Source organism: Roseovarius sp. D0-M9, from assembly GCF_037083805.1.
Classification (GTDB): Bacteria; Pseudomonadota; Alphaproteobacteria; order Rhodobacterales; family Rhodobacteraceae; genus Roseovarius.
The window spans coordinates 1-18683 of sequence record NZ_JBAPKZ010000006.1; the positions used below are offsets into that span (position 1 = coordinate 1).

General features: G+C 63.2%; 20 protein-coding genes. 2 read left to right on the top strand and 18 right to left on the bottom strand.

The window, feature by feature from the left end; translation table 11 throughout:
* Positions 1 to 196: hypothetical protein (locus V8352_RS05735; protein ID WP_336423312.1), on the top strand; the 196-nt coding region annotated here is incomplete at its 5' end.
* 562 nt (positions 197 to 758) lie between these two features.
* Here V8352_RS05735 and V8352_RS05740 read toward each other — a convergent pair.
* The 11 genes from V8352_RS05740 to ybgC all read right to left on the bottom strand — a co-directional run bounded on the left by V8352_RS05740 (position 759) and on the right by ybgC (position 11258).
* Positions 759 to 1343: an MOSC domain-containing protein gene (locus V8352_RS05740; RefSeq protein ID WP_336423454.1), complete on the bottom strand. Its 585-nt coding sequence runs from the start codon at positions 1341 to 1343 to the stop codon at positions 759 to 761.
* A 94-nt stretch (positions 1344 to 1437) separates the two neighbouring features.
* A complete protein-coding gene (locus V8352_RS05745; protein WP_336423455.1) occupies positions 1438 to 2145 on the bottom strand; it encodes a methyltransferase domain-containing protein in 708 nt (235 codons plus the stop codon).
* A gap of 86 nt (positions 2146 to 2231) precedes the next feature.
* Positions 2232 to 4151 (bottom strand): ATP-dependent zinc metalloprotease FtsH, encoded by a 1920-nt coding sequence (ftsH, locus tag V8352_RS05750; RefSeq protein ID WP_336423313.1) that lies wholly within the window; start codon positions 4149 to 4151, stop codon positions 2232 to 2234.
* A gap of 78 nt (positions 4152 to 4229) precedes the next feature.
* Positions 4230 to 5513, bottom strand: a complete 1284-nt coding sequence (gene tilS / locus V8352_RS05755; protein WP_336423314.1) for a tRNA lysidine(34) synthetase TilS — start codon at positions 5511 to 5513, stop codon at positions 4230 to 4232.
* Positions 5510 to 6346 carry a tol-pal system protein YbgF gene (ybgF, locus tag V8352_RS05760; RefSeq protein WP_336423315.1) on the bottom strand — a complete coding sequence of 279 codons (837 nt, stop codon included), beginning with the start codon at positions 6344 to 6346 and terminating at the stop codon, positions 5510 to 5512. Before ybgF ends, tilS begins: the two co-directional genes overlap by 4 nt.
* A gap of 34 nt (positions 6347 to 6380) precedes the next feature.
* Complete coding sequence (pal, locus tag V8352_RS05765) at positions 6381 to 6902, bottom strand: peptidoglycan-associated lipoprotein Pal (RefSeq protein ID WP_336423316.1); 522 nt, start codon at positions 6900 to 6902, stop codon at positions 6381 to 6383.
* Between the two features lie 116 nt (positions 6903 to 7018).
* Positions 7019 to 8341, bottom strand: coding sequence for a Tol-Pal system beta propeller repeat protein TolB (tolB, locus tag V8352_RS05770; protein ID WP_336423317.1), 1323 nt, complete (start codon positions 8339 to 8341; stop codon positions 7019 to 7021).
* Positions 8338 to 9528 carry an energy transducer TonB gene (locus tag V8352_RS05775; RefSeq protein WP_336423318.1) on the bottom strand — a complete coding sequence of 397 codons (1191 nt, stop codon included), beginning with the start codon at positions 9526 to 9528 and terminating at the stop codon, positions 8338 to 8340. The genes tolB and V8352_RS05775 overlap by 4 nt, the downstream gene beginning before the upstream one ends.
* 13 nt (positions 9529 to 9541) lie before the next feature.
* Entirely contained in the window at positions 9542 to 10021 is a 480-nt protein-coding gene (gene tolR, locus V8352_RS05780) for a protein TolR (protein ID WP_336423319.1), read from the bottom strand.
* A 3-nt stretch (positions 10022 to 10024) separates the two neighbouring features.
* A complete protein-coding gene (gene tolQ, locus V8352_RS05785; protein ID WP_336423320.1) occupies positions 10025 to 10720 on the bottom strand; it encodes a protein TolQ in 696 nt (231 codons plus the stop codon).
* A 115-nt stretch (positions 10721 to 10835) separates the two neighbouring features.
* The gene (gene ybgC, locus V8352_RS05790) at positions 10836 to 11258 is read right to left on the bottom strand and encodes a tol-pal system-associated acyl-CoA thioesterase (RefSeq protein ID WP_336423321.1); all 423 of its coding nucleotides are present in this window, start codon (positions 11256 to 11258) and stop codon (positions 10836 to 10838) included.
* Between the two features lie 222 nt (positions 11259 to 11480).
* Between ybgC and V8352_RS05795 the strand changes: the two genes are divergently transcribed.
* Positions 11481 to 12716 (top strand): metal-dependent hydrolase family protein, encoded by a 1236-nt coding sequence (locus tag V8352_RS05795; RefSeq protein ID WP_336423322.1) that lies wholly within the window; start codon positions 11481 to 11483, stop codon positions 12714 to 12716.
* A 347-nt stretch (positions 12717 to 13063) separates the two neighbouring features.
* Here V8352_RS05795 and V8352_RS05800 read toward each other — a convergent pair whose 3' ends face one another.
* From V8352_RS05800 to V8352_RS05830, 7 genes are all read right to left on the bottom strand, one after another.
* Complete coding sequence (locus tag V8352_RS05800; protein ID WP_336423323.1) at positions 13064 to 13405, bottom strand: hypothetical protein; 342 nt, start codon at positions 13403 to 13405, stop codon at positions 13064 to 13066.
* 381 nt (positions 13406 to 13786) lie between these two features.
* On the bottom strand, positions 13787 to 14431 hold the full coding sequence (locus V8352_RS05805) for an isochorismatase family protein (RefSeq protein WP_336423324.1): 645 nt from the start codon (positions 14429 to 14431) through the stop codon (positions 13787 to 13789).
* 19 nt (positions 14432 to 14450) lie between these two features.
* Entirely contained in the window at positions 14451 to 15761 is a 1311-nt protein-coding gene (locus V8352_RS05810) for a TRAP transporter large permease (RefSeq protein ID WP_336423325.1), read from the bottom strand.
* Between the two features lie 13 nt (positions 15762 to 15774).
* Positions 15775 to 16323 (bottom strand): TRAP transporter small permease, encoded by a 549-nt coding sequence (locus tag V8352_RS05815; RefSeq protein ID WP_336423326.1) that lies wholly within the window; start codon positions 16321 to 16323, stop codon positions 15775 to 15777.
* The gene (locus V8352_RS05820) at positions 16320 to 17006 is read right to left on the bottom strand and encodes a TetR/AcrR family transcriptional regulator (RefSeq protein ID WP_336423327.1); all 687 of its coding nucleotides are present in this window, start codon (positions 17004 to 17006) and stop codon (positions 16320 to 16322) included. The genes V8352_RS05815 and V8352_RS05820 overlap by 4 nt, the downstream gene beginning before the upstream one ends.
* Positions 17003 to 18142 carry a C4-dicarboxylate TRAP transporter substrate-binding protein gene (locus V8352_RS05825; protein ID WP_336423328.1) on the bottom strand — a complete coding sequence of 380 codons (1140 nt, stop codon included), beginning with the start codon at positions 18140 to 18142 and terminating at the stop codon, positions 17003 to 17005. The genes V8352_RS05820 and V8352_RS05825 overlap by 4 nt, the downstream gene beginning before the upstream one ends.
* Positions 18143 to 18255: 113 nt before the next feature.
* Complete coding sequence (locus V8352_RS05830; RefSeq protein WP_336423329.1) at positions 18256 to 18603, bottom strand: RidA family protein; 348 nt, start codon at positions 18601 to 18603, stop codon at positions 18256 to 18258.
* Positions 18604 to 18683: the final 80 nt, after the last annotated feature.

Here is an 18683-nt window from a genome sequence, read left to right on the forward strand (position 1 = left end):
TGCGATGGCTGAGGTCTCCGCGTCGGACGCGCCTACCGAAGGCACGAAATATGGGAGCGGCTCAAGCACCGGTGCGCCCGACTACCCACACGGAACGAGAAGGGACCACAATCTTGCGTTGATGTTTTGCGATCCAACCCCGAACAAACTCCGCCCGATCCTGACGCAGCTTCTCTCCCTCACCGTTCGTCTCTGACGTCACCGCATCAGCGGACAAAAGGTTGTTGGTCAAATGTCCTACGGGACGGGGGTGCTTGGGTTGGATAGTCATCGTGCATACTCCATGCAAAAAATTTCTGCCACACAGAGGTAATCGCGTAGCAATATCAGTTAGTTATATGAACCAATGGGCAAGGCTCAAAACGCGCGGGGATAGTGCGGGCATACTCTCGTGAGTACACTCTGCGGCTCCAAGAAGGAGCATTGATCTTTAATGACGATGTGGGGAAATCAACCTGAAGTCCGACCGCAACGATTTCGACACGTCCATCACGCCAGCAAAGAACCGATGGATCTGATGGATGCCGCCATAGATTGACCTTGTTGGAACAGAAGATCCCTCATCTTCTGTAACCTATGGAATTATGTTGTATTTCAATTACCCTTTTGGATGCTGGCACCATCCTTGCATAGCTGACCTTATGGCCCGGTGTACGGGCTGGCCAAATGGCTAGTCACAGTGTTCTGGGGCATAACCTGCTCCCCTAAAATACCCGCGGTTTGGGCGTAATCTGTTCATTGCAAAGGTGTTCGCGGTCTCAGCCGGCGGGCGTCCACGCGCGTTGGCTTGGCACGAACAGCCGCAGTGTTTCACCGATCGCCATGCGTCCCTCACGCTCGACCCAGGCCGTCACGCCCCGGCGCCCCTTGGCCGCTGCCTTGAACTTGGGGCCACGGCCGGGATAATCCTTGTCGATCTCGCGCGCGGGATAGAGGCAGGGCAGGTTCAGCATGTCGATGATCAGCGAAGCCCCATCCGGCCCTTGCAAGCGGGCAGATGGGGGCACGTGACTGAAATCCGGGATCCCCTCAATCACCATCGACGCGCCGAGCCATGCGGGATCGATCTTGTCCATCTCCATCCGTCGGGCGATCTCGGCCAACTCCTCTGCCGAGACGATGCTGAGCTGGCGGGTGTTGGCGATCTGGGTGCCTTGGGGGAACTGCTCCTTGACGCGCACGCAGGAGGGGCGTGTGAGGCCCGAATGCATCTCGCCCTCCATCCCGGCAAAGCTCAGCGCAACGCTGTCGCGCGGAAGCGAGCGGATGTTCTCTCGCGCTTCCGGCACGGTCCCGAGCCATGTGATGCGGGCCGTATGGCAGGTCAGCTTGAGGGCAGGCATCGGCAGGCTCCGGATGAACATGATGCGCGTATAATCGCGCAAGCCGCCCGCCTGTCAAATGCCAATCCTTGATCGGGCCCATCAGGCCCGCAGATCAGACCGTCAAGGTAAAGAAAAGCCGCCGGAACGGGAAGAGGACCGTACCATCACCGCGCACAGGATAGGCGCTGCGCATGGCGTCTTCATAGCGCGCGATAAGGGCCGCGCGCTCGTCCGCGTCCAACGCGTCAAGCACCGGCCGTGCATAGGTACTCTCGGTATAGCGGCGGACCGGGTGACTGCCGGCTTCGGCCGTGAGGCGCTGGTAATACTCGGTTTCCCACATCCGAAACTTCCCCTTGGGGGCGAGCAGCGCATCATATTCCACCGGGGGCAGAATACCCGGTCCGGCGCCTGCCTCGATCCGGCCCGGAAAAAGATCCTCGGCCAGCGTCAGCCACATCCGGTGCGAGGGCGCGTTATTCTGGTGCGGCAGTTGCACCGCCAGCGTGCCGCCCTTGCCCAGCATCGCGGCAAGACGGGGCATCAGCGATGTGTGATCCTCGATCCAATGCAGCACGGCGTTCGAAAAAATGAGGCCGGGGGCGCGGCGGGGATGCCATTCGCGGATGTCCGCCTGCCCGAGGCTGGAATATCCGCGCGACTGGCGCGCCTTCTCCAGCATCGCGGGCGAGGCATCGACCCCGATGACATCACGGCCCATCGCCCGCTCGGCCAGTGCGGCGCCCATGTGGCCTGCCCCGCAGCCCAGATCGACGATGTCCCCCGCCCCCATCTGGCCCACCGCATTCAGCAGGTCCATGGCGGGGCGGAGGCGCAAATCCTGGAACCGCGCGTAGGCGCGCGGATTCCAGTCTGCTGTGGGCTGGGGGCTTGTGGTCGTCGTCGTCACGCTGTGGGCTCGGGCTCCATCCCGCCATCGCCACCGCGTGGTGCCTTTGGCTTGGTCTTGGGAATGGCCGTCACGGACGGCGCACTGCCGGTATCGGAGCCTTCGTCGTCGTCATTCGATTGCGGCGGCTCGCCGCGGGCAACGCGCTGGATTTCCTCGCCCGTCAGCGTCTCGTATTCCAGAAGACCCTCGGCCAGACGCTCCCACTCATCCTTCTTTTCCATCAAGATGCGGTGGGCCGTGGCATAGGCCTCGTCGATCATGCGCTTCACTTCTTCCTCGATCAGCTCCTTGGTGTGAGCCGAGATCGAGAAGCTGCCAGCGCCGTTCCCCATGTAGCCTTCATGCGCCTGCTGGTAGTCGATATTGCCGACCTTGTCGGACATCCCCCACCGCAGCACCATCGCGCGGGCCAGGCCGCTGGCTTGCTGGATATCGCCCGCAGGCCCGTTCGAAACCTCATCCTCGCCATATTTGATGATCTCGGCAGCCTTGCCCGCCATGGTCATCGCCAGCTTCTGCTCACATTCAGAGCGGTGCCAGTTCAGGCGATCGATCTCGGGCAGCGAAACCACCATGCCAAGGGCACCGCCGCGCGGAATGATCGTGGCTTTGTAGACCGGGTCACATTTCGGCAGGGCAAGACCGACGATGGCGTGGCCCGCCTCGTGGTAGGCCGTCTTTTCCTTCTGGTCCTGGGTTAGGACCATGCTGCGACGCTCGGCGCCCATCATGACCTTGTCCTTGGCCATTTCGAAATCTTCCATCGCGACAAAGCGGCGCCCGATCCGCGCGGCCATCAGCGCCGCCTCGTTCACAAGGTTAGCCAGGTCCGCACCCGAAAAGCCGGGCGTGCCGCGCGCGATAATGCGCAGATCCACATCGGGGCCAAGCGGCGTCTTGCGCGCGTGAACACCGAGGATCTTCTCGCGGCCCTTGATATCGGGGTTCGGCACGGTGACCTGACGGTCAAAGCGGCCGGGGCGCAACAGCGCCGGGTCCAGCACGTCCTTGCGGTTCGTCGCCGCGACGATGATGACACCCTCGTTGGCCTCGAAGCCGTCCATTTCCACCAGAAGCTGGTTCAGCGTCTGCTCACGCTCGTCATTGCCGCCGCCGTAACCGGCGCCGCGGTGACGGCCCACGGCGTCGATCTCATCGATGAAGACGATGCAAGGGGCGTTCTTCTTGGCCTGCTCGAACATGTCGCGGACACGGCTCGCGCCGACGCCCACGAACATCTCGACAAAGTCGGAGCCCGAGATGGTAAAGAAGGGCACGCCCGCCTCGCCAGCGATTGCGCGCGCCAGCAGCGTCTTACCCGTGCCCGGAGGGCCGACAAGCAGAGCACCCTTGGGGATCTGCCCGCCAAGACGGCTGAACTTCTGGGGGTTGCGCAGGAATTCGACGATCTCTTCCAACTCTTCCTTGGCCTCGTCGATGCCCGCCACGTCGTCGAACGTGACACGCCCCGACTTCTCGGTCAGCATCTTGGCCTTGGACTTGCCAAAGCCCATTGCACCACCTTTGCCACCGCCCTGCATCCGGTTCATGAAATAGATCCAAACGCCGATCAGCAGAAGGAACGGCAAGAGCGACAAAAGGAATGTCTGAAAGCCCGACTCCTCCTGCGACTTGGCCGTCACCGGGATGCCCTTTTCAATCAGGGTCTGGGTGATTTCCGCATCAGCCGGCATGACCGCCACATAGTCGCGCCCGTCAGACTTGCGGAACTGAACGCTCTCGCCGTCGAGAGTCACGTTGGTGACGCTGTCATCCTGGACGGCAGCGACAAACTCGGAGTATTTCACCGATTGGCTCTGCATTGAGCCGCCAGAGCCGCTGAAGAGATTGAACAGCGCCAATACCAACAGGAACAGAACCAGCCAAAAGGCGATATTGCGTGCGTTGCCCAAGGGAACTCTCCTAACATTCGATTGCCTGTCACATATCATGCAGGCTGTGTGTCTTAAATAGAGATCATGCCCTCTTCTTCAATGCGATAATAGGCATGCGGTCAAATCACGCAGGTCGCGGCAGGGTTCTGCGCTGTATCCCGCCGCGTATCCACCGAGTGGTGCGCTGATCAAATGCCCACCCTGCCAGAGGGCGGGCGAGGCGTCGATGGAATGCGCAGGCAGGCCCGATGCGCGCCAATCAGGGCATTGCGCGCGCCCGTCCGGGCCCAGCGCCGCGACATGCGCGCCCGGCACGGCGGGGCCCTTGAGGCGCCAGCGGCCATCCCACGGCGCACCCAGGAGCGCGGTGACCCCGCTCAGCGCCGCGTGCTCGCGGGCCAGTCGCAGGTGTGCGGATTTCCGCGCGCCCCCTTGCGTGATGCGGCAACCGGCCAGCGTGCCCCCACGGCCGGCGGCGATGGCGTCCATCAGGCGCGTGATGTCCGGCCCGCGCGCGGCAGGTCCTGCACCCGGCTCAGATCCTGAAACCCAAAGCAGCCCGGCCGCGAGGATGCGGCGCGCCATATCAGGACGCAGGGCGGCGAACCCGGCGGCCTCCAGCAGCAGATCGCCCTGATGGACAGTGGCGATGCGGGCCGCCTCCTGCGCCGCGTAATGCTGTAAGGTAGCGCGCGCCTCGCCCAGATGCGCGGCCACCTCTGCCAAAGCGGCCGCATCGACACCCACCGGCGCCAGCGTCGCCAAGGCACGGCGCGCCGCGGTCCGGCGATAGCGCGGATCTTCATTGCTGGGATCGTCGATCCACGCCGCGCCGTGTGCCGCGAGGTAGGCGCGCAAATCCGCGCGGCGCGCTTTCAGCAAGGGGCGGTGCAGCACCGTGCCATGAAGTGCGCGGCGGGCCTGCATCGCGGCCAGCCCGTCGACGCCCGCGCGGCGCGCGAGGCGCATCAACAGTGTCTCAGCCACGTCATCCGCCGTATGGCCCAGCACGATCCCGGCAAGGCCGCGCTGCGCGGCCCAATCGGCCATAAGCCGATAGCGCGCGGCGCGCGCGGCAGCGGGCAGATTGCCCTGCCCGTCCCAGTCCTCCCAGACCAGCGTATCATGGGGCACGCCGAGGTCCGCACAGGTCGCGGCCACCTGCGCCGCCTCCGATGCCGCCTCGGCCCGCAGGCGGTGATCGACCGTGACGCAGCGCAGCGGCGCGCCGCCCCACCCCTGCATCAGATGCAGCAGCGCCATGGAATCGCTGCCGCCCGATACGGCAATGCCGAGCGGGCGGGTTTCGGGGCCGAAATGGTCGTGGATCAAAGCCTTGAGGTCCGCCCCCCCGCAACCCGGCGGCTGGGGCGGGGTCACTGGCAGTCGAGCGCCTGAATTTCGCTGCGCGCATCGCTCGCGGGCGCCGATCCGGAAAACCGCGTCTCGACCTCGCGCAAGGTCTGGCAAGCGGCATCGCGCTGACCCAACTGCCCCAGTGCACGGCCCAGTCGGAAAAGCGATTCCGGCGCCTCGGGGCCTTCCTTGCTAGCGGAAAAGCCATCAAGATATGCCTTTGCGGCGTCACTCGTATTGCCCGCCTGCTCCAGTGCCTTGCCGCGCGCCAGATACGCGCGGGGCGCAAGCGGGCTGCCGGGATAGGTCTCAAGGAAGCTCGCAAACTTCTCAGCGGCCTCCTCCGTATCGCCTTCGTCCATCGCGGCCTCGGCGGCATCGAAATCATCCTGCTCGCCCACGGCCAGCGCGGCGCCGGAAGTCTCCGCGCTGCCCTGTTCGGCCGGCTCGATCATCGCGCCGCCGTCCGTGCTGGGCATATCGCCGCCGCCCAGCGTCGTCGTCTCGCCCAGCGCCGAAGTGTCGCCGCCCTCAAGCTCGACAAGGCGAAATTCCAGATCGCCGATGCGGTTGGTGCCATCGCTGACCACGCGGTCGATGCGCAACTGCATCTCTTCGGTGCGCGCGGTCAGGCGCTGTAGCTCGCTCTCGATGGCGCCGACCCGGTCAAGTACCGACCCCGACGTATTCAGCTGCCCCGCCGCGCCGGTCGTGCTCAGCTCGCGGCGCAGTTTCTGCACCTCAACGTAGAGGACTGTCAGCTCCTGCCGGATGTCGGCCAGGGTCGCGTCCCTGTCCTGCGCATGGGCAGGCAAGGCAAAGGCGGCACAGAGGATCAAAACAGCGATGCGGCGCATGGGGAAGCTCCGTTAAGATGGGCGTTGCAGGGACTTAGCTGGTCGCGCCAACCGAAATGACCGTGACGGCGCGGCGATTCTGGGAATAGCAGGCCTCGTTGCTGCAAATCTCGATCGGGCGCTCCTTGCCATAGCTGACCGTCTTGAGACGGCTGGCGGGCACGCCTTGGCTCAGCAGATATTCAAGCACCGAGTTTGCCCGGCGCGCGCCCAGCGCGAGGTTGTATTCGCGTGTGCCCTGTTCGTCCGCGTGACCTTCAATCACGGCGTTGTAATCGCGATTGGTCAGCAGCCACTCTGCCTGACCATCCAGCGTGCTCTGCGCCTCTGGGGTCAGGTTGTAGGTGTCGACCACAAAGAGCACGCGGTCACCCACGGTCTGCTGGAAGTACGCGGGCGAGGCCGGATCGCTGGCCGAGCCTGCCCCCATACCGGCATTCGCACCCATCCCGCCGTTCAGATCGACGGTATTGTCGTCACCGAACCGGCCCGGATCGGTGCAGGCGGCCAGCGTCAGGCCAGCGCCAAGAAGGATCATCGTCTTGAGAAAAGTCATGGTCGTGCCTCGTCGGTTTATGGGTGCGCGAACAATGCGCGGCATTTGCAGCTTTTGTAGCATAGCGCGCGACCCAAGGGAAACGCCGCGCGCTGTTTTTCAGGGCCCCGGCGCCTTTATTGCAGCGGCGACCACGACGGATCGCTCGCCCCCCCCGCCGTCGGCACGCGGCGCAGGTTGCGCCCGGTAATATCGACCGAGTAGAGCGCCGCCTGTCCGGACTCACCTTGTGTCTCGCGGGTGAACATGATGACGCGGCCATTGGGCGCCCATGTCGGCCCCTCGTCGAGGAAGGAGGCGGTCAGCAGGCGTTCTTCGCTGCCGTCGGTGCGCATGACGCCGATGTGAAACCGGCCCGTTGTCTGCTTGGTAAAGGCGATCAGATCACCCCGCGGCGACCAGACGGGCGTGCCGTAATTGCCCTCACCGCTTGAGATACGCCGCGCCTCGCCGCCGCTCACATCCATGATATAAAGGTGATTGCGACCCGAACGGTCGCTTTCGAACACGATCTGGCTTCCATCGGGGCTGAAGCTGGGCGCGGTCTCGATCGACGGGGCACTGGTCAGCCGCGTGCTGGCGCCCGAGCCGATGTTCATCGTGTAGATATCGGTGTTGCCGCCAGCCTCCAGTGAATAGACAACCGTTTGCCCATCGGGGGCAAAGCGGGGCGCAAAGCTCATCGTAGCGTCCTGCGTGGGCAGTTGGCGGCGGTCGACGCTTGCCACGTCCAGCACGTAGATCTTGGGAAATCCGCTCTCGTAGCTGGTGTACAGGATGCGATCCCCCGAGGGAGAAAAGCGCGGCGCCAGCACCAGCGATGACGAGTCGGTGAGGTAGGTCACGTTCGCGCCGTCGTAATCCATAATGGCAAGCCGCTTGGCGCGCTGATCCTTGGGGCCGGTCTCGGCGACATAGACGACACGGCTGTCGAAGTATCCGCCCTCGCCGGTGATGCGGCTATAGACCTGATCGGCGATCTTGTGCGCGATGCGACGCCAGCCGCCTTCGGTGCCGACGAACTGCTGGCCGCTGCCTAGCTCCTCGCCCGAAAACACGTCCCAGACCCGAAATTGCACGGTCAGGCGGCCCGAGGCGTCCACATCGACCGCGCCCGTGACGAGGGCTTGCGCGTTGACGGCCTTCCAGTCGGCAAATTGCACCGGGCTGGAAAAGCTGGTGATGCGGCTGATATGCGCGCTGGCAGGAACCTCGCGAAAAAGGCCCGTGCCACTCAGATCGGCTGCGATGAGGCCCGAGATGTCCTGCGCGACCTGCCCGGCGCCACCGTCGGCGACGAAGGTGGGAACCGCGAAGGGCAAGGGCTCGATCACGCCCTCGGTGATTTCCAGGCGAAGCGGACCATCTTGCGCGGTGGCTGGCAGCGTGCCGATGGTCGCCGTGAGAAGTGCCAGAAGAGCCAGTAACCGTGCCATCATTTGATCCTCATGTTTTCCGGGTTAAATACCAATTCCACGTTGCGCCAGGACGCGTATTTCTCGGCCGGAAGGCCAAAGCCGCGCGCGCCGCAGCGCAGGATCGCACGGCGCGCCGCCTCATACGCCTGCTGGGCCGAACCTGCGGTGCCACCCGAGCTGTCGAGCATGCGCAGGCTACCGTCGATGGGTTTGGCATCCTCGGACATCTCGAAGCTGACGGTCACCGTGGTGTTCAGCGCATCACTGCTGAGCGAGCCGGTGTTCCAGCAGTTTTGCACGGCCACGCGCAGCCCCTCCTTTTCGCCGGCCGTCAGCGGCGGGCCCGCGTTGACCGAGGGCGCAGGCGTCTGGTCAGGTGTCTCGGCAGCGCCGCCCAATGCGGCGGCAAGCGCATCCTCTACGCTGGAGCTGTCGGTCGATGGCTCAGGCTCGGGCTCGGGCTCGGGGTCCGGCGTCGGGGCCGGATCAGGGTCGGCGGTGGCTGTTTGCGTCTCGGGCTCGGGCTCGGGCTGCGCCTCAGGCTCGGGCTCGGCGCGCAGATCCTGGGGCCGGGTGCGCGGGCGCACGGAGTCCAGCGGCGCTGCGGTCTCGGCCTCTTCGGCCTCGGTGACGATCTCGGTCGCCGCGGCCTCGGGCGCTGTTGCCTCGGATTCCTCGCGGGGGGTCTCGGCGGCCTCGTCAGGCACGGCCTCCTCGCGCACCACATCATCGACGGTGGTGTCGGGATCAGGCGGGTCAACCTGCTGCGGGGCCACGCGCTCGGCCGGACGCTGTTGAGGGCGGGCGGATGTTTCGGGCACGAGGGCGGCCATATCCTGCGATGGTTGCTCGATCTCGGGGGCCTCATCGGACACCTCGGCCTGCGGTGCGGCGGGGGGCGGCGACGGCGTGGGATCGGGCTCTGCCTCTGGCGCGGGCGCTGGCTGCGGGGCCTCGGGGGACGTATCGACTGCACTGCTGAGATCGGGGTCGTCCTGCGGCACTTCGGGCGCGGCAGGCGGCGCGATCTCGGTGGTCTCTTCTGGTGCGGTGCTGCGCGAGATGATATCCGCATACTCTTCGGAGCTGACGGCAGTCACCTGCGTCACGTCAAAATCCAGATCCCGGTCGGGCAGCATGCCGCCGAACAGGATCCAGCCAATCAGGCCGATATGGCCTGCACCCGATATGATCTGACCTGTATCCACGCGGGCCGCCGCCTCAGTTTTCCGGCGCGTCCAGCGCCGGACCACCTACATCCGTTACCAGACCGATATTATCAAAGCCGCCGCGATTAAGCGCGCCCATGATCTGAACCACGTCCGAATAGGGCACCGCGCCGTCCGCGCGCAGAAAAACGCGGTTGCTTTCGCGCTCGGCGGCGATGGCGCGCAGGCGCCCGATCAGCTCGTCGCGGGCCACCTCCGAGGTCTGGATCGATACGACGCCCTCGGCGGTAATGGTGATGGTCAGCGGCTCTTCCTGCTCGCCCGGCAGCGAATTGGCCGCGGTTTTCGGCAACTCGACAGGCACCCCCACGGTCATCAGCGGGGCCGCGACCATGAAGATGATGAGCAGCACCAGCATGACATCCACGAACGGCGTCACGTTGATCTCGGACATGGGCCGCACCCGGCTGCGCCCGCGCCTGCGGCGGTTGCCGCCCCCTCCGCCTGAATTCTGGACGACGCCCGCACCCATGGCCTAGCTGTCCAACTGGCGGCTGAGGATGGTGGCGAACTCATCGGCAAAGGCCTCGTAGCCCGCGACGATGCGATCGCTGTCCGCGCTCAGCTTGTTATAAAAAATCACGGCCGGAATTGCCGCCAGGAGGCCCAGCGCGGTCGCCAGAAGCGCCTCAGCGATGCCGGGGGCCACGACCGCGAGGCTGGTGTTCTGCGATGCGGCAATGCCGACGAACGCCTGCATGATGCCCCATACGGTGCCGAAAAGGCCAACGAACGGCGCGATCGAACCAACGGTCGCCAGCACTGTCAGATTGGATTGCAGCGCCTCGGACTCCTTGGCGATGGCCACGTCCATGCTGCGGTCGATCCGCGCGGTGGCACCGGCGATCATGCCCCCGTCGGTGCGGTGGCTGCGGCGCCATTCCATCATGCCAGAGGCAAAGATGCGCTCCGACTGGCCGCCGGGATCCGTGCCGATCTGCTCGAACAGCTCGTCCAGAGGCTCGCCCGACCAGAACTGACGATCAAAGGCCTCGGCCTCGGCACGTGCCTTGCGAAAGAGGATGATCTTCTGGATGATGATCGCCCACGCCCAGAAGGACGCAAAGATCAGCATCAGCATCACCAGCTTCACGATGAATGTGGCCTGCGCGAACATGCCCCAAATCGAAAAATCAATCTGGTGCGCAACTGCGAGTGTTTCTGCTTCCATACTGCCTGCTCTTTTTTTGCGCAGCCTCATGAGGGCCGCGATATTTGACGCGAAACTAGCCGATCATCCAGCCAAAAGCCAATGACATCGCCGCGACCTGCACGAAATCGGGTCGTCAGTGCAAAATCAGGCGGATATTCGCCGGGAGGCGCGCCGGGTGGCCCGTATCAGTGAGGCAGACGATGGTGACCAGCGCCGCAAAGATTGCCTCGCCCCCGCGCATCACCTGCTGGCGCAACACCATCCGTGCGCCGCTGACGGACTGCACGTCGGTCAGGACGGTCAGACGGTCGTCAAAGCGCGCGGCCATCAGGTAGTCGCATTCGATGCGCCGCACCGCAAAGACGAGGCCCTCGTCCTCCTTCATGCGCCGCTGATCGATACCCATGCCCGCCACCCAATCGCTGCGCGCGCGCTCGGTGAACTTGAGGTAATTGGCATGATAGACGATGCCGCCCATGTCCGTGTCCTCGTAGTAGACGCGAACGTCGAAACGGTGCGGCGGGCGGCCGGGTGACTGTTCGATGTCCTGGACCATGATCCCGGGGCCTTTCTTGTTGAATGCGTGGGCGTGTCGACGCACGGTAAAGCATCTTTGTGTCAGGCGTCCAATGGCCCGCGGTGCGGGGCAGGCTTTACCCCTGACCGCTTGTGTGCTGTTATCCAAACTTACAGGCAGGTGTGTCGGCAAGTGTCACCGCACCCTCAGTGCGCTTCGCGACCTGCCAACATGCCAACCCGCCTGAGAGGATTTATCGTCATGACATCATTGCTGCTTAAAAATGCCCGCATCGTGGACGGAACCGCGGACCGGCCCAATGATCCGGTGGATATCGCGATCGAGGATGGCCGCTTTGTCGAGGTGGGTACGGACATAAAATTCGACGCGCAGGAAACGCTGGACCTCAAGGGACAGATCGTCATGCCGGGCCTGATCGACTGCCACGTGCATGTCATCGCAACCACCGCCAACCTCGGCCTCAACGCCGAGCTGCCCAATTCATGGGTCGCGCTGAAGTCTGCCGAATTGATGAAGGCGATGCTGATGCGCGGCTTTACCACCGTGCGCGACCTCGGCGGCGCGGACCAGGGCCTGCAAAAGGCCCAAACGGATAGCCTGATGGATGCGCCCCGCCTCGTCATCTGTGGCAAGGCGCTGTCGCAGACCGGCGGGCACACCGACTATCGCGGCCCCCATCACAGCCGCGATGTCAGCTATTACGCCGAAAAACTGGGCGCTCTTGGCCGGGTCTGCGACGGGGTGGACGCGGTGCGCGCCGCCGCGCGCGAAGAGTTGAAGGGCGGCGCGCAGTTCATCAAGGTCATGGCCGACGGGGGGGTATCCTCGCCCTCGGATCCCGTCGGGTATCTGGTGTTCTCGGTGGATGAGTTGAAAGCCATCGTCGAGATCGCCAAGGGATTTGGCACTTATGTGTCGGGCCACCTTTATGACGATACCGCCATTGTCCGCGCGCTCGATTGCGGCATCGAATGCATCGAGCATGGCAACCTGATCGGGGATGACACGATCAAGCGCGTCGCCCGCGAGGGCCAATGCGTCGTGCCGACCAACATCACCTATGATCGCCTCGCCAAGACCGGCGCCGACTACGGCCTGCCCGAGGAAAGTGTCGCCAAGATCGCCGATGTGCGCGAGGCCGGGCTGGAGCGTCTCGTCAAGATGCACGAGGCGGGCGTAACGGTCGGCTACGGCTCGGATCTGCTGGGCGGGATGCAGCCGCACCAATCGGGCGAATTCCCCCTGCGCGGGCGGTACATCCCCGCCGACGCCGTCATCCGCTCGGCCACCGTCGATGCCGCGCGCGTGCTGCGCATGGAGGGCGAGCTGGGCGTAATCGCACCGGGCGCGCATGCCGATCTGATCGTCGTGGATGGCAACCCGCTGGAGGATCTGAACCTGCTGACCGAACAGGGCGCACATATGCCGCTGATCCTACAAGGCGGCGTGGCCAAGAAAAAGGCAGCGGGCCTGTGAGGGAGACGGGCGGGCTTCGGCCCGCCGCTCGCGGGCAAGGTTAGTAGCGTTTCGTCCTCTGGGCGGGTTTTGCTGGCACTCAAAAACGCGCAGATGCTGCCTGATGATCCGCAAAGCAGAAGGAATGCCGCCACAGAGGGTCGGATGCGTGAAACCCCTATATGTGGCTCTGCGTTTCGCGAAACTCTGCGACTCAGGTTTTTCGCGACACGCTTTAGCTCAGTGAACAGGGGGCATCATTGCCCTGGGTAACAAGCAAAGAAAATGCGGCAGATCGATCTGCCGCATTTCTATCGATGTCAAGGAATGTTCATTTCGGGTCCGGAGCTGGCGATCTAAATCTGATCCTACTCCATACCTTCAACAATCAAGTCCGCGCAGGAATCGGCCACCTCGGACTGATACTTCTCGCTCACGTTGCTGACCCAGCCAGCCTCGATCACGAAGTCGTCGCGCTGATAGCTTGATTCCTCTTTCAGCAACGCAATCTGTTCAGGCTGTTGTTCGGCCTTGGCTACACAGAGCGGGGTAAATGCCTGAACGACCGCCGACTCCGCGCCAGCCTCTGTCATCTCGACCGCCGCGCCGCCGGTCATCCATCCGCCCCAGGAAAAACCGATGACCATCGCCGCGATTGCACCGCCGACTGCACCCCAGAGTACAGGTTTCGTAGCTTCTGGAATATTCATTGTTGTTCTCCTAGCTTAGGTTATTGTCTCGCGATGCGGTTTGAACACCAACACGAAACCTTGGACCCAAATCGTGTTCCGGCCCCTGTCCCCAAGAGGGCTAACACCGGCATGATCTCAGCACACCACTTGTAATTTTGCGATTGATTGCGACCCGCGCGATGCGAAGTCCGAAGTGACGCGCACGTAAATTCAAGTCAGGGAAGCTCGAATCAAAGTTCAAACCCGCCTTCTAAAGTGGCGGTGCAACCTCAGGTGGCCTTCAAGAAAAATGGTCGAGATGGAGTTTTGCGACTTTCTAAAAACAGATTGCGCGACCGGCGCTCCACCTGACGGACTGAGCCGGGCCAAGGGGGCAAGGGATGTCCGTCCGGATACCCCTCAAGAATTCAGCCGCCCCACCTCCTCGATATAGGCGATCATCTCGTCGCAGGTCGAAATGTCGGCATAGCGGCGGCCCAGATCACGCAAGTTGTCCTTATGCGGCTGCTCGTCATGGTCGCCCACGCAATCCTCGGGCACGATGGTGCGGTAGCCCCATTGGAAACTGTCGATCGACGAGGCGCGGATGCAGCCGCTGGTGATGCAGCCGGTGACGATCACCGTGTCGACGCTGTGCTTGGTAAAGAACGGCACGACAGGCGTCTGAAAGAAGATCGAGGGGCCTGTCTTGCAGATCTTGACGTCATAGCCCTCCTCATAGATGCGCGGATCCAGCTCGGTGCTGGGATGGCCGTGGATGAACTCCCGGCGCACCACGTCGACCTTCCAGTGGGGCATGTCCCCCTCGTCCTTGTAGGCGGTGTAGCAGTTGGCAACGGGAATGTTGTGGGCGCGCGCAACCTTCAGAAGGCGCGCGGTATTCTCGAGGCCCCGCATCACCATCGGCGCGCCGCCGAGCGCGTATTTGTCTTCGGTGAAGGCCTTTTGATAGTCGATCACCACGATGCCGGGCCGCCGGCCGCGTCCGACCTCGATGGTTCCATAACTCCGGGTTTCGTAGTCGGCATTGGTGAAATCGGTCAATGGTGTCTCCTTTATTCTCTTATCGGAACGCCAGCGAGGGCAGCCAGAGTGACATCGCCGGGATCATGATGATCAGGAACAGCGTCACGATATCCATCGCGATGAACCACGCAACGCCCTTGAACACCTGCGGCAAGGTCACGAGGTTGCCCAGCGCCCCCTTGATCACATAGACATTCAGGCCGATGGGCGGGGTGACGAGGCCGACCTCCAGAAGCTTGATCACGATGATGCCGAACCATACCAGATCCAAGCCAGCCCCCTGCACCAGCGGCAGCACCAGGGGCAGCGTCAAGAGCAAGAGGCCGATGGAATCGATCAGCATTCCAAGGATGATGTAGAGAAGCGCGACGGCAAAGAGGATCCACCAGACATTGTCGCTGACGCTGAGGATCACGTCGGCAAAGGCCTGCGGCAGGCCCGACAGCGCCAGGAACCGCGTGAAGAAGACCGAGCCGATCAGGATGATGAAGATGCCCGTCGTGCTGATCGCCGTCTGGATCACCGCATCGCGGATCGCAACCCACGTGAACGAGCCTCGCAAAAACGAGATGAGCGCGGCAACTGCGGCGCCGATGGCGCCCGCCTCGGTCGGAGAAAAGACCCCCGCAAAGATACCGCCCAGCACCGAAAAGATCAGCAGTGGCAGGGGCCAGATGTCCTTGACCGCCGCGATCTTGTCCTCGCGGCTGATCTCGTCCTGCACCACGCCGGCCAGCGACGGCTTCAGTTTGACCCGCGTGACGATCATCGCCATGTAGATCAGCGCCGAAACGAGGCCGGGGATGAACCCGGCAAGAAAGAGCTGGCCGACCGACACCTGCGCATAAACGCCATAAAGGATCAGCAGGACCGAGGGCGGGATCAATGACCCCAAGGTGCCTGAGGCCGCGATGGTGCCCGTCGCCAGACCCTTGTCGTACTTGGCCTTGACCATCTCGGGCACCGCAATGCGCGACATTGCGGCCGCCGTCGCCACGCTCGACCCCGAGGCCGCGGCAAAGAAGGCGCAGGCCGCGACGCTTGCCACCGCCAGCCCGCCGGGCAGGCGTACCAGCACGATCTTGAGCGAGACGAACAGACTCTTGGTCATATCGGTGGTGGTGCAGATATACCCCATCAGCAGGAACATCGGCGCCGCCGTCAGCTCCCACTGGCCGACGAAATCGAAGGGCGTGGCGCTGATCATGCCCCATGCGACATTCATCGAGATCATCGCAGTGATGCCAACGATCGAAACAAGGCCCAGCGTCAGGCCAATAGGCACCCGCAGCGCGATCATGGCCAAGGCCGCCAGCGTGCCGATGATGCCGATATCGAGATTGCTCATGGATTCGCGTCCTTCAAAGGGCTTGGCGGCGCTGGATCGCGCGCAGCAGATTCGACAGGATAGCAAGGCACATGCCCACAAAACCGACAGGCAGCGCCCAACGGCTGGGCCAGATATAGAACAGGAAATTCGACATGATCGTCTCGGACCGGCTGGTCGACCGGATCGCATCGATCCCGCTTTGCCACGCGAGCATTCCAAAGAAGACCAGACCCGCGACACAGGCCAGAATATAGAGCACCAGTTGCGCCCAGTTCGGCATCAACTGCGCAAAGAGATCGACGCGGATATGCTCGTTCTGCAACTCGACGTATCCCAGCGGAAGAAACACAGCGAGGACGACATAGTAGAACGAAACCGTCTCAAGCGTGCCCACCATCGACCCGTTGAAGACGTAGCGCACAAAGACGTCGACGGTGATGTGCACCATCATCAACAGAAGAAAGAGACAGCCCAGCGCCAGTAGCGCGAGGTTGACGTAGCGGATCGCGCTATACAGCAGGCCCGTCTCCTCGGGCGCGCCGCCTTGCGGGTCCTCCGGGTCTGATACGCCATTCGTCATGGGTGCGCCTCCTCGTTGGACAGGCCGGGCAGCATGTTGCCCAGCGATGTTTTCCAGAACGCCAGCATATCCGCGAACAGCTGCGGATCGTCGCGCCAGATCGACTGCGCGCCCATGCCGCGCAAGAGGCAAAGCGTCGCGTTCAGCGCGATGCGCCTCGTGCCCTCTATGCCGTCCATCTCAGGCATCAACGTTTCCCAGATTTCATCAAGCTGGCGATTGTAGTCCAGCGCGACAGGGATCAGCGCCTCTCGTATGGCCGGATCCGTGCGCGCAGCGGTCAGAAATTCCATCGTGATCATGAAGAGCGGGCCGGAAAAGCGGCGCCACATCTCGCTCAGAAATCCGTCAACATCCATGTCGCCGGCGCGGATCGCAGCGGCAATCACCTTGATCTCGTTAATCTCACCGTTCAGCAGATGGCGCAGGGCCTCCTGCATCAACACCTCGCGGCTGGGATAATGGTGCAAGAGCGCACCGCGCGAGACGCCAGCCGCCTGCGCCACATCGACGGTCGAGGTGTCGCGCAAACCCTTGGCCAACACCAACTCGGTCGTCACGGTCAGCAGCCGTTGCTGTGTCGTGCGCGACCGCTCGGCCTGCGTGCGGCGACGCGGCGGGACGGCAGGCTCAGCCGAGGAACGTCCGGCGCCGCCCGAGGCGGCGCCGTTCATATCCTTCATTCGAGGCCATAAGTCGCCGGATCGAGATCGGCATAGATCTCCTCCATAGCGATTTCAGCCAGTGCATCTGGGTCGCTGCGGTCGACATCGGCCAGCAGGTCTTCCCATTTGTCCCATGTCGCGCGGAAGTCGTCGATGACTTCCTCGGCGTTGGTCAGACCGTATTTCTCTTCGGCGGTCTGATAGACGTCTGAGAGTGCCTTTTCCCGGTAATCCAGGATCGACTGCATCAGGTCATCCTCGGGCTCGTGGACGGTATGGCCCTTCTCCTGCGCTTCGGTCAACGCATCCTCGGCGCGCTGGATATAGTTCACGTTCATCCGCGCCATGCCGGTCGCCGAGGCGTCCATCATCACCTTGCGCTGTTCGGTGGTGAGCGAAGCCCAGAAGTCCGGGTTGACGCCCCATTGCGGTCCCGACCAATACATGCCGGTGGGCAGCAGTGTCGTATGCTCAGCCACTTCCCAGAGTGAGCGGTCCATCAGGTCGTTGCCCGCGTTAGACGCGCAATCAAGCGTGCCGCGCTCAAGGCCGGTATACATCTCGGAGGAGGGCACATTGACGGGAATCCCGCCTGCCGCCTCGACCCAGAGCGACACGGTCGATCCGGCGGTGCGGATGCGCTTGCCCTTCAACTCCTCAAGATTGCGAATCGGCTCGCGGCAAAAGAGCAGGTAGGGGGGCGTCGCATAGGCGCCCAGATAGACAACCCCCTTGTCTTTCCACTCGTCGAGCTGCGTCTGGTTATTCATGCTGAAGTCGGCAACCGCAAAGATTGCCACCAGCGGATCTGAATAGTTGAAGCCAAGCTCCTGCACCGCGTTGGCAACGGGCAGCTCGGACGGGGTATAGACAGCGGCGTGATGCGCCACCTGCACGACGTTGTCGCGGATGCCCTGCAAGTTGGCGCGCGGCGCCAGAAGGACGGAGCCTGTATAGACTTCGGGCAGCAGTTCGCCGCCGGACATTTCCTTGACGTTCTCGGCCCAGTCCACATAGCCCCATTTGGTGAAGGGCGTCTCGGTTCCATAGAACGAGTTGGCGATAAAAGTGGTCTCTGCGCTGGCCGCGAGCGGGGCAAGCGTCACGGCCCCGGCGACGCCAACGCCCTTGATGATGTTTGATATGTTTTTCATCTTGATCTCCCTGTTGGAGGACGGGCCAATCGCGGCCCCCGGCCGCGCTCCATCCTCGCCTGTCAGATTGCCCGCAGAGATCACAAACCGTCAACCCTGTTTGTAACTGGACTTCAGAGCAGCGCAGCCGTCGCCACGATCTCGATCAACGTGCCGTCTGCGCGCACACGCGCCTCGCATGTCGCACGCGCAGGCGGGTTTTCAGGATCGAGCCATGCCTCGTAGATCCTGTTCATCTCGTCAAAATCACTCAGGTCGGCCAGCCAGATCTCCATCTTGATGATATGCGATTTGGCCGACCCCGTCTTGTCCAGCAGCGCCTCGACCTTGGCCAGGCAGTCCCGCGTCTGCCCCGCCAGATCATCCTGAGGCGCGCCGATCTGGCCCGACAGCCAAACGATACCCCCATGCACGACCGCCTGGCTCATCCGGGCTCCGGGATCCATTCGCATCGGGGGCATGGCGTGTCTCCTTGGCATGTGGCTGTGGAACATGGCTGCGCACAGACCGACGATAGGCACTCTGGTCTGTCGGAGCAACG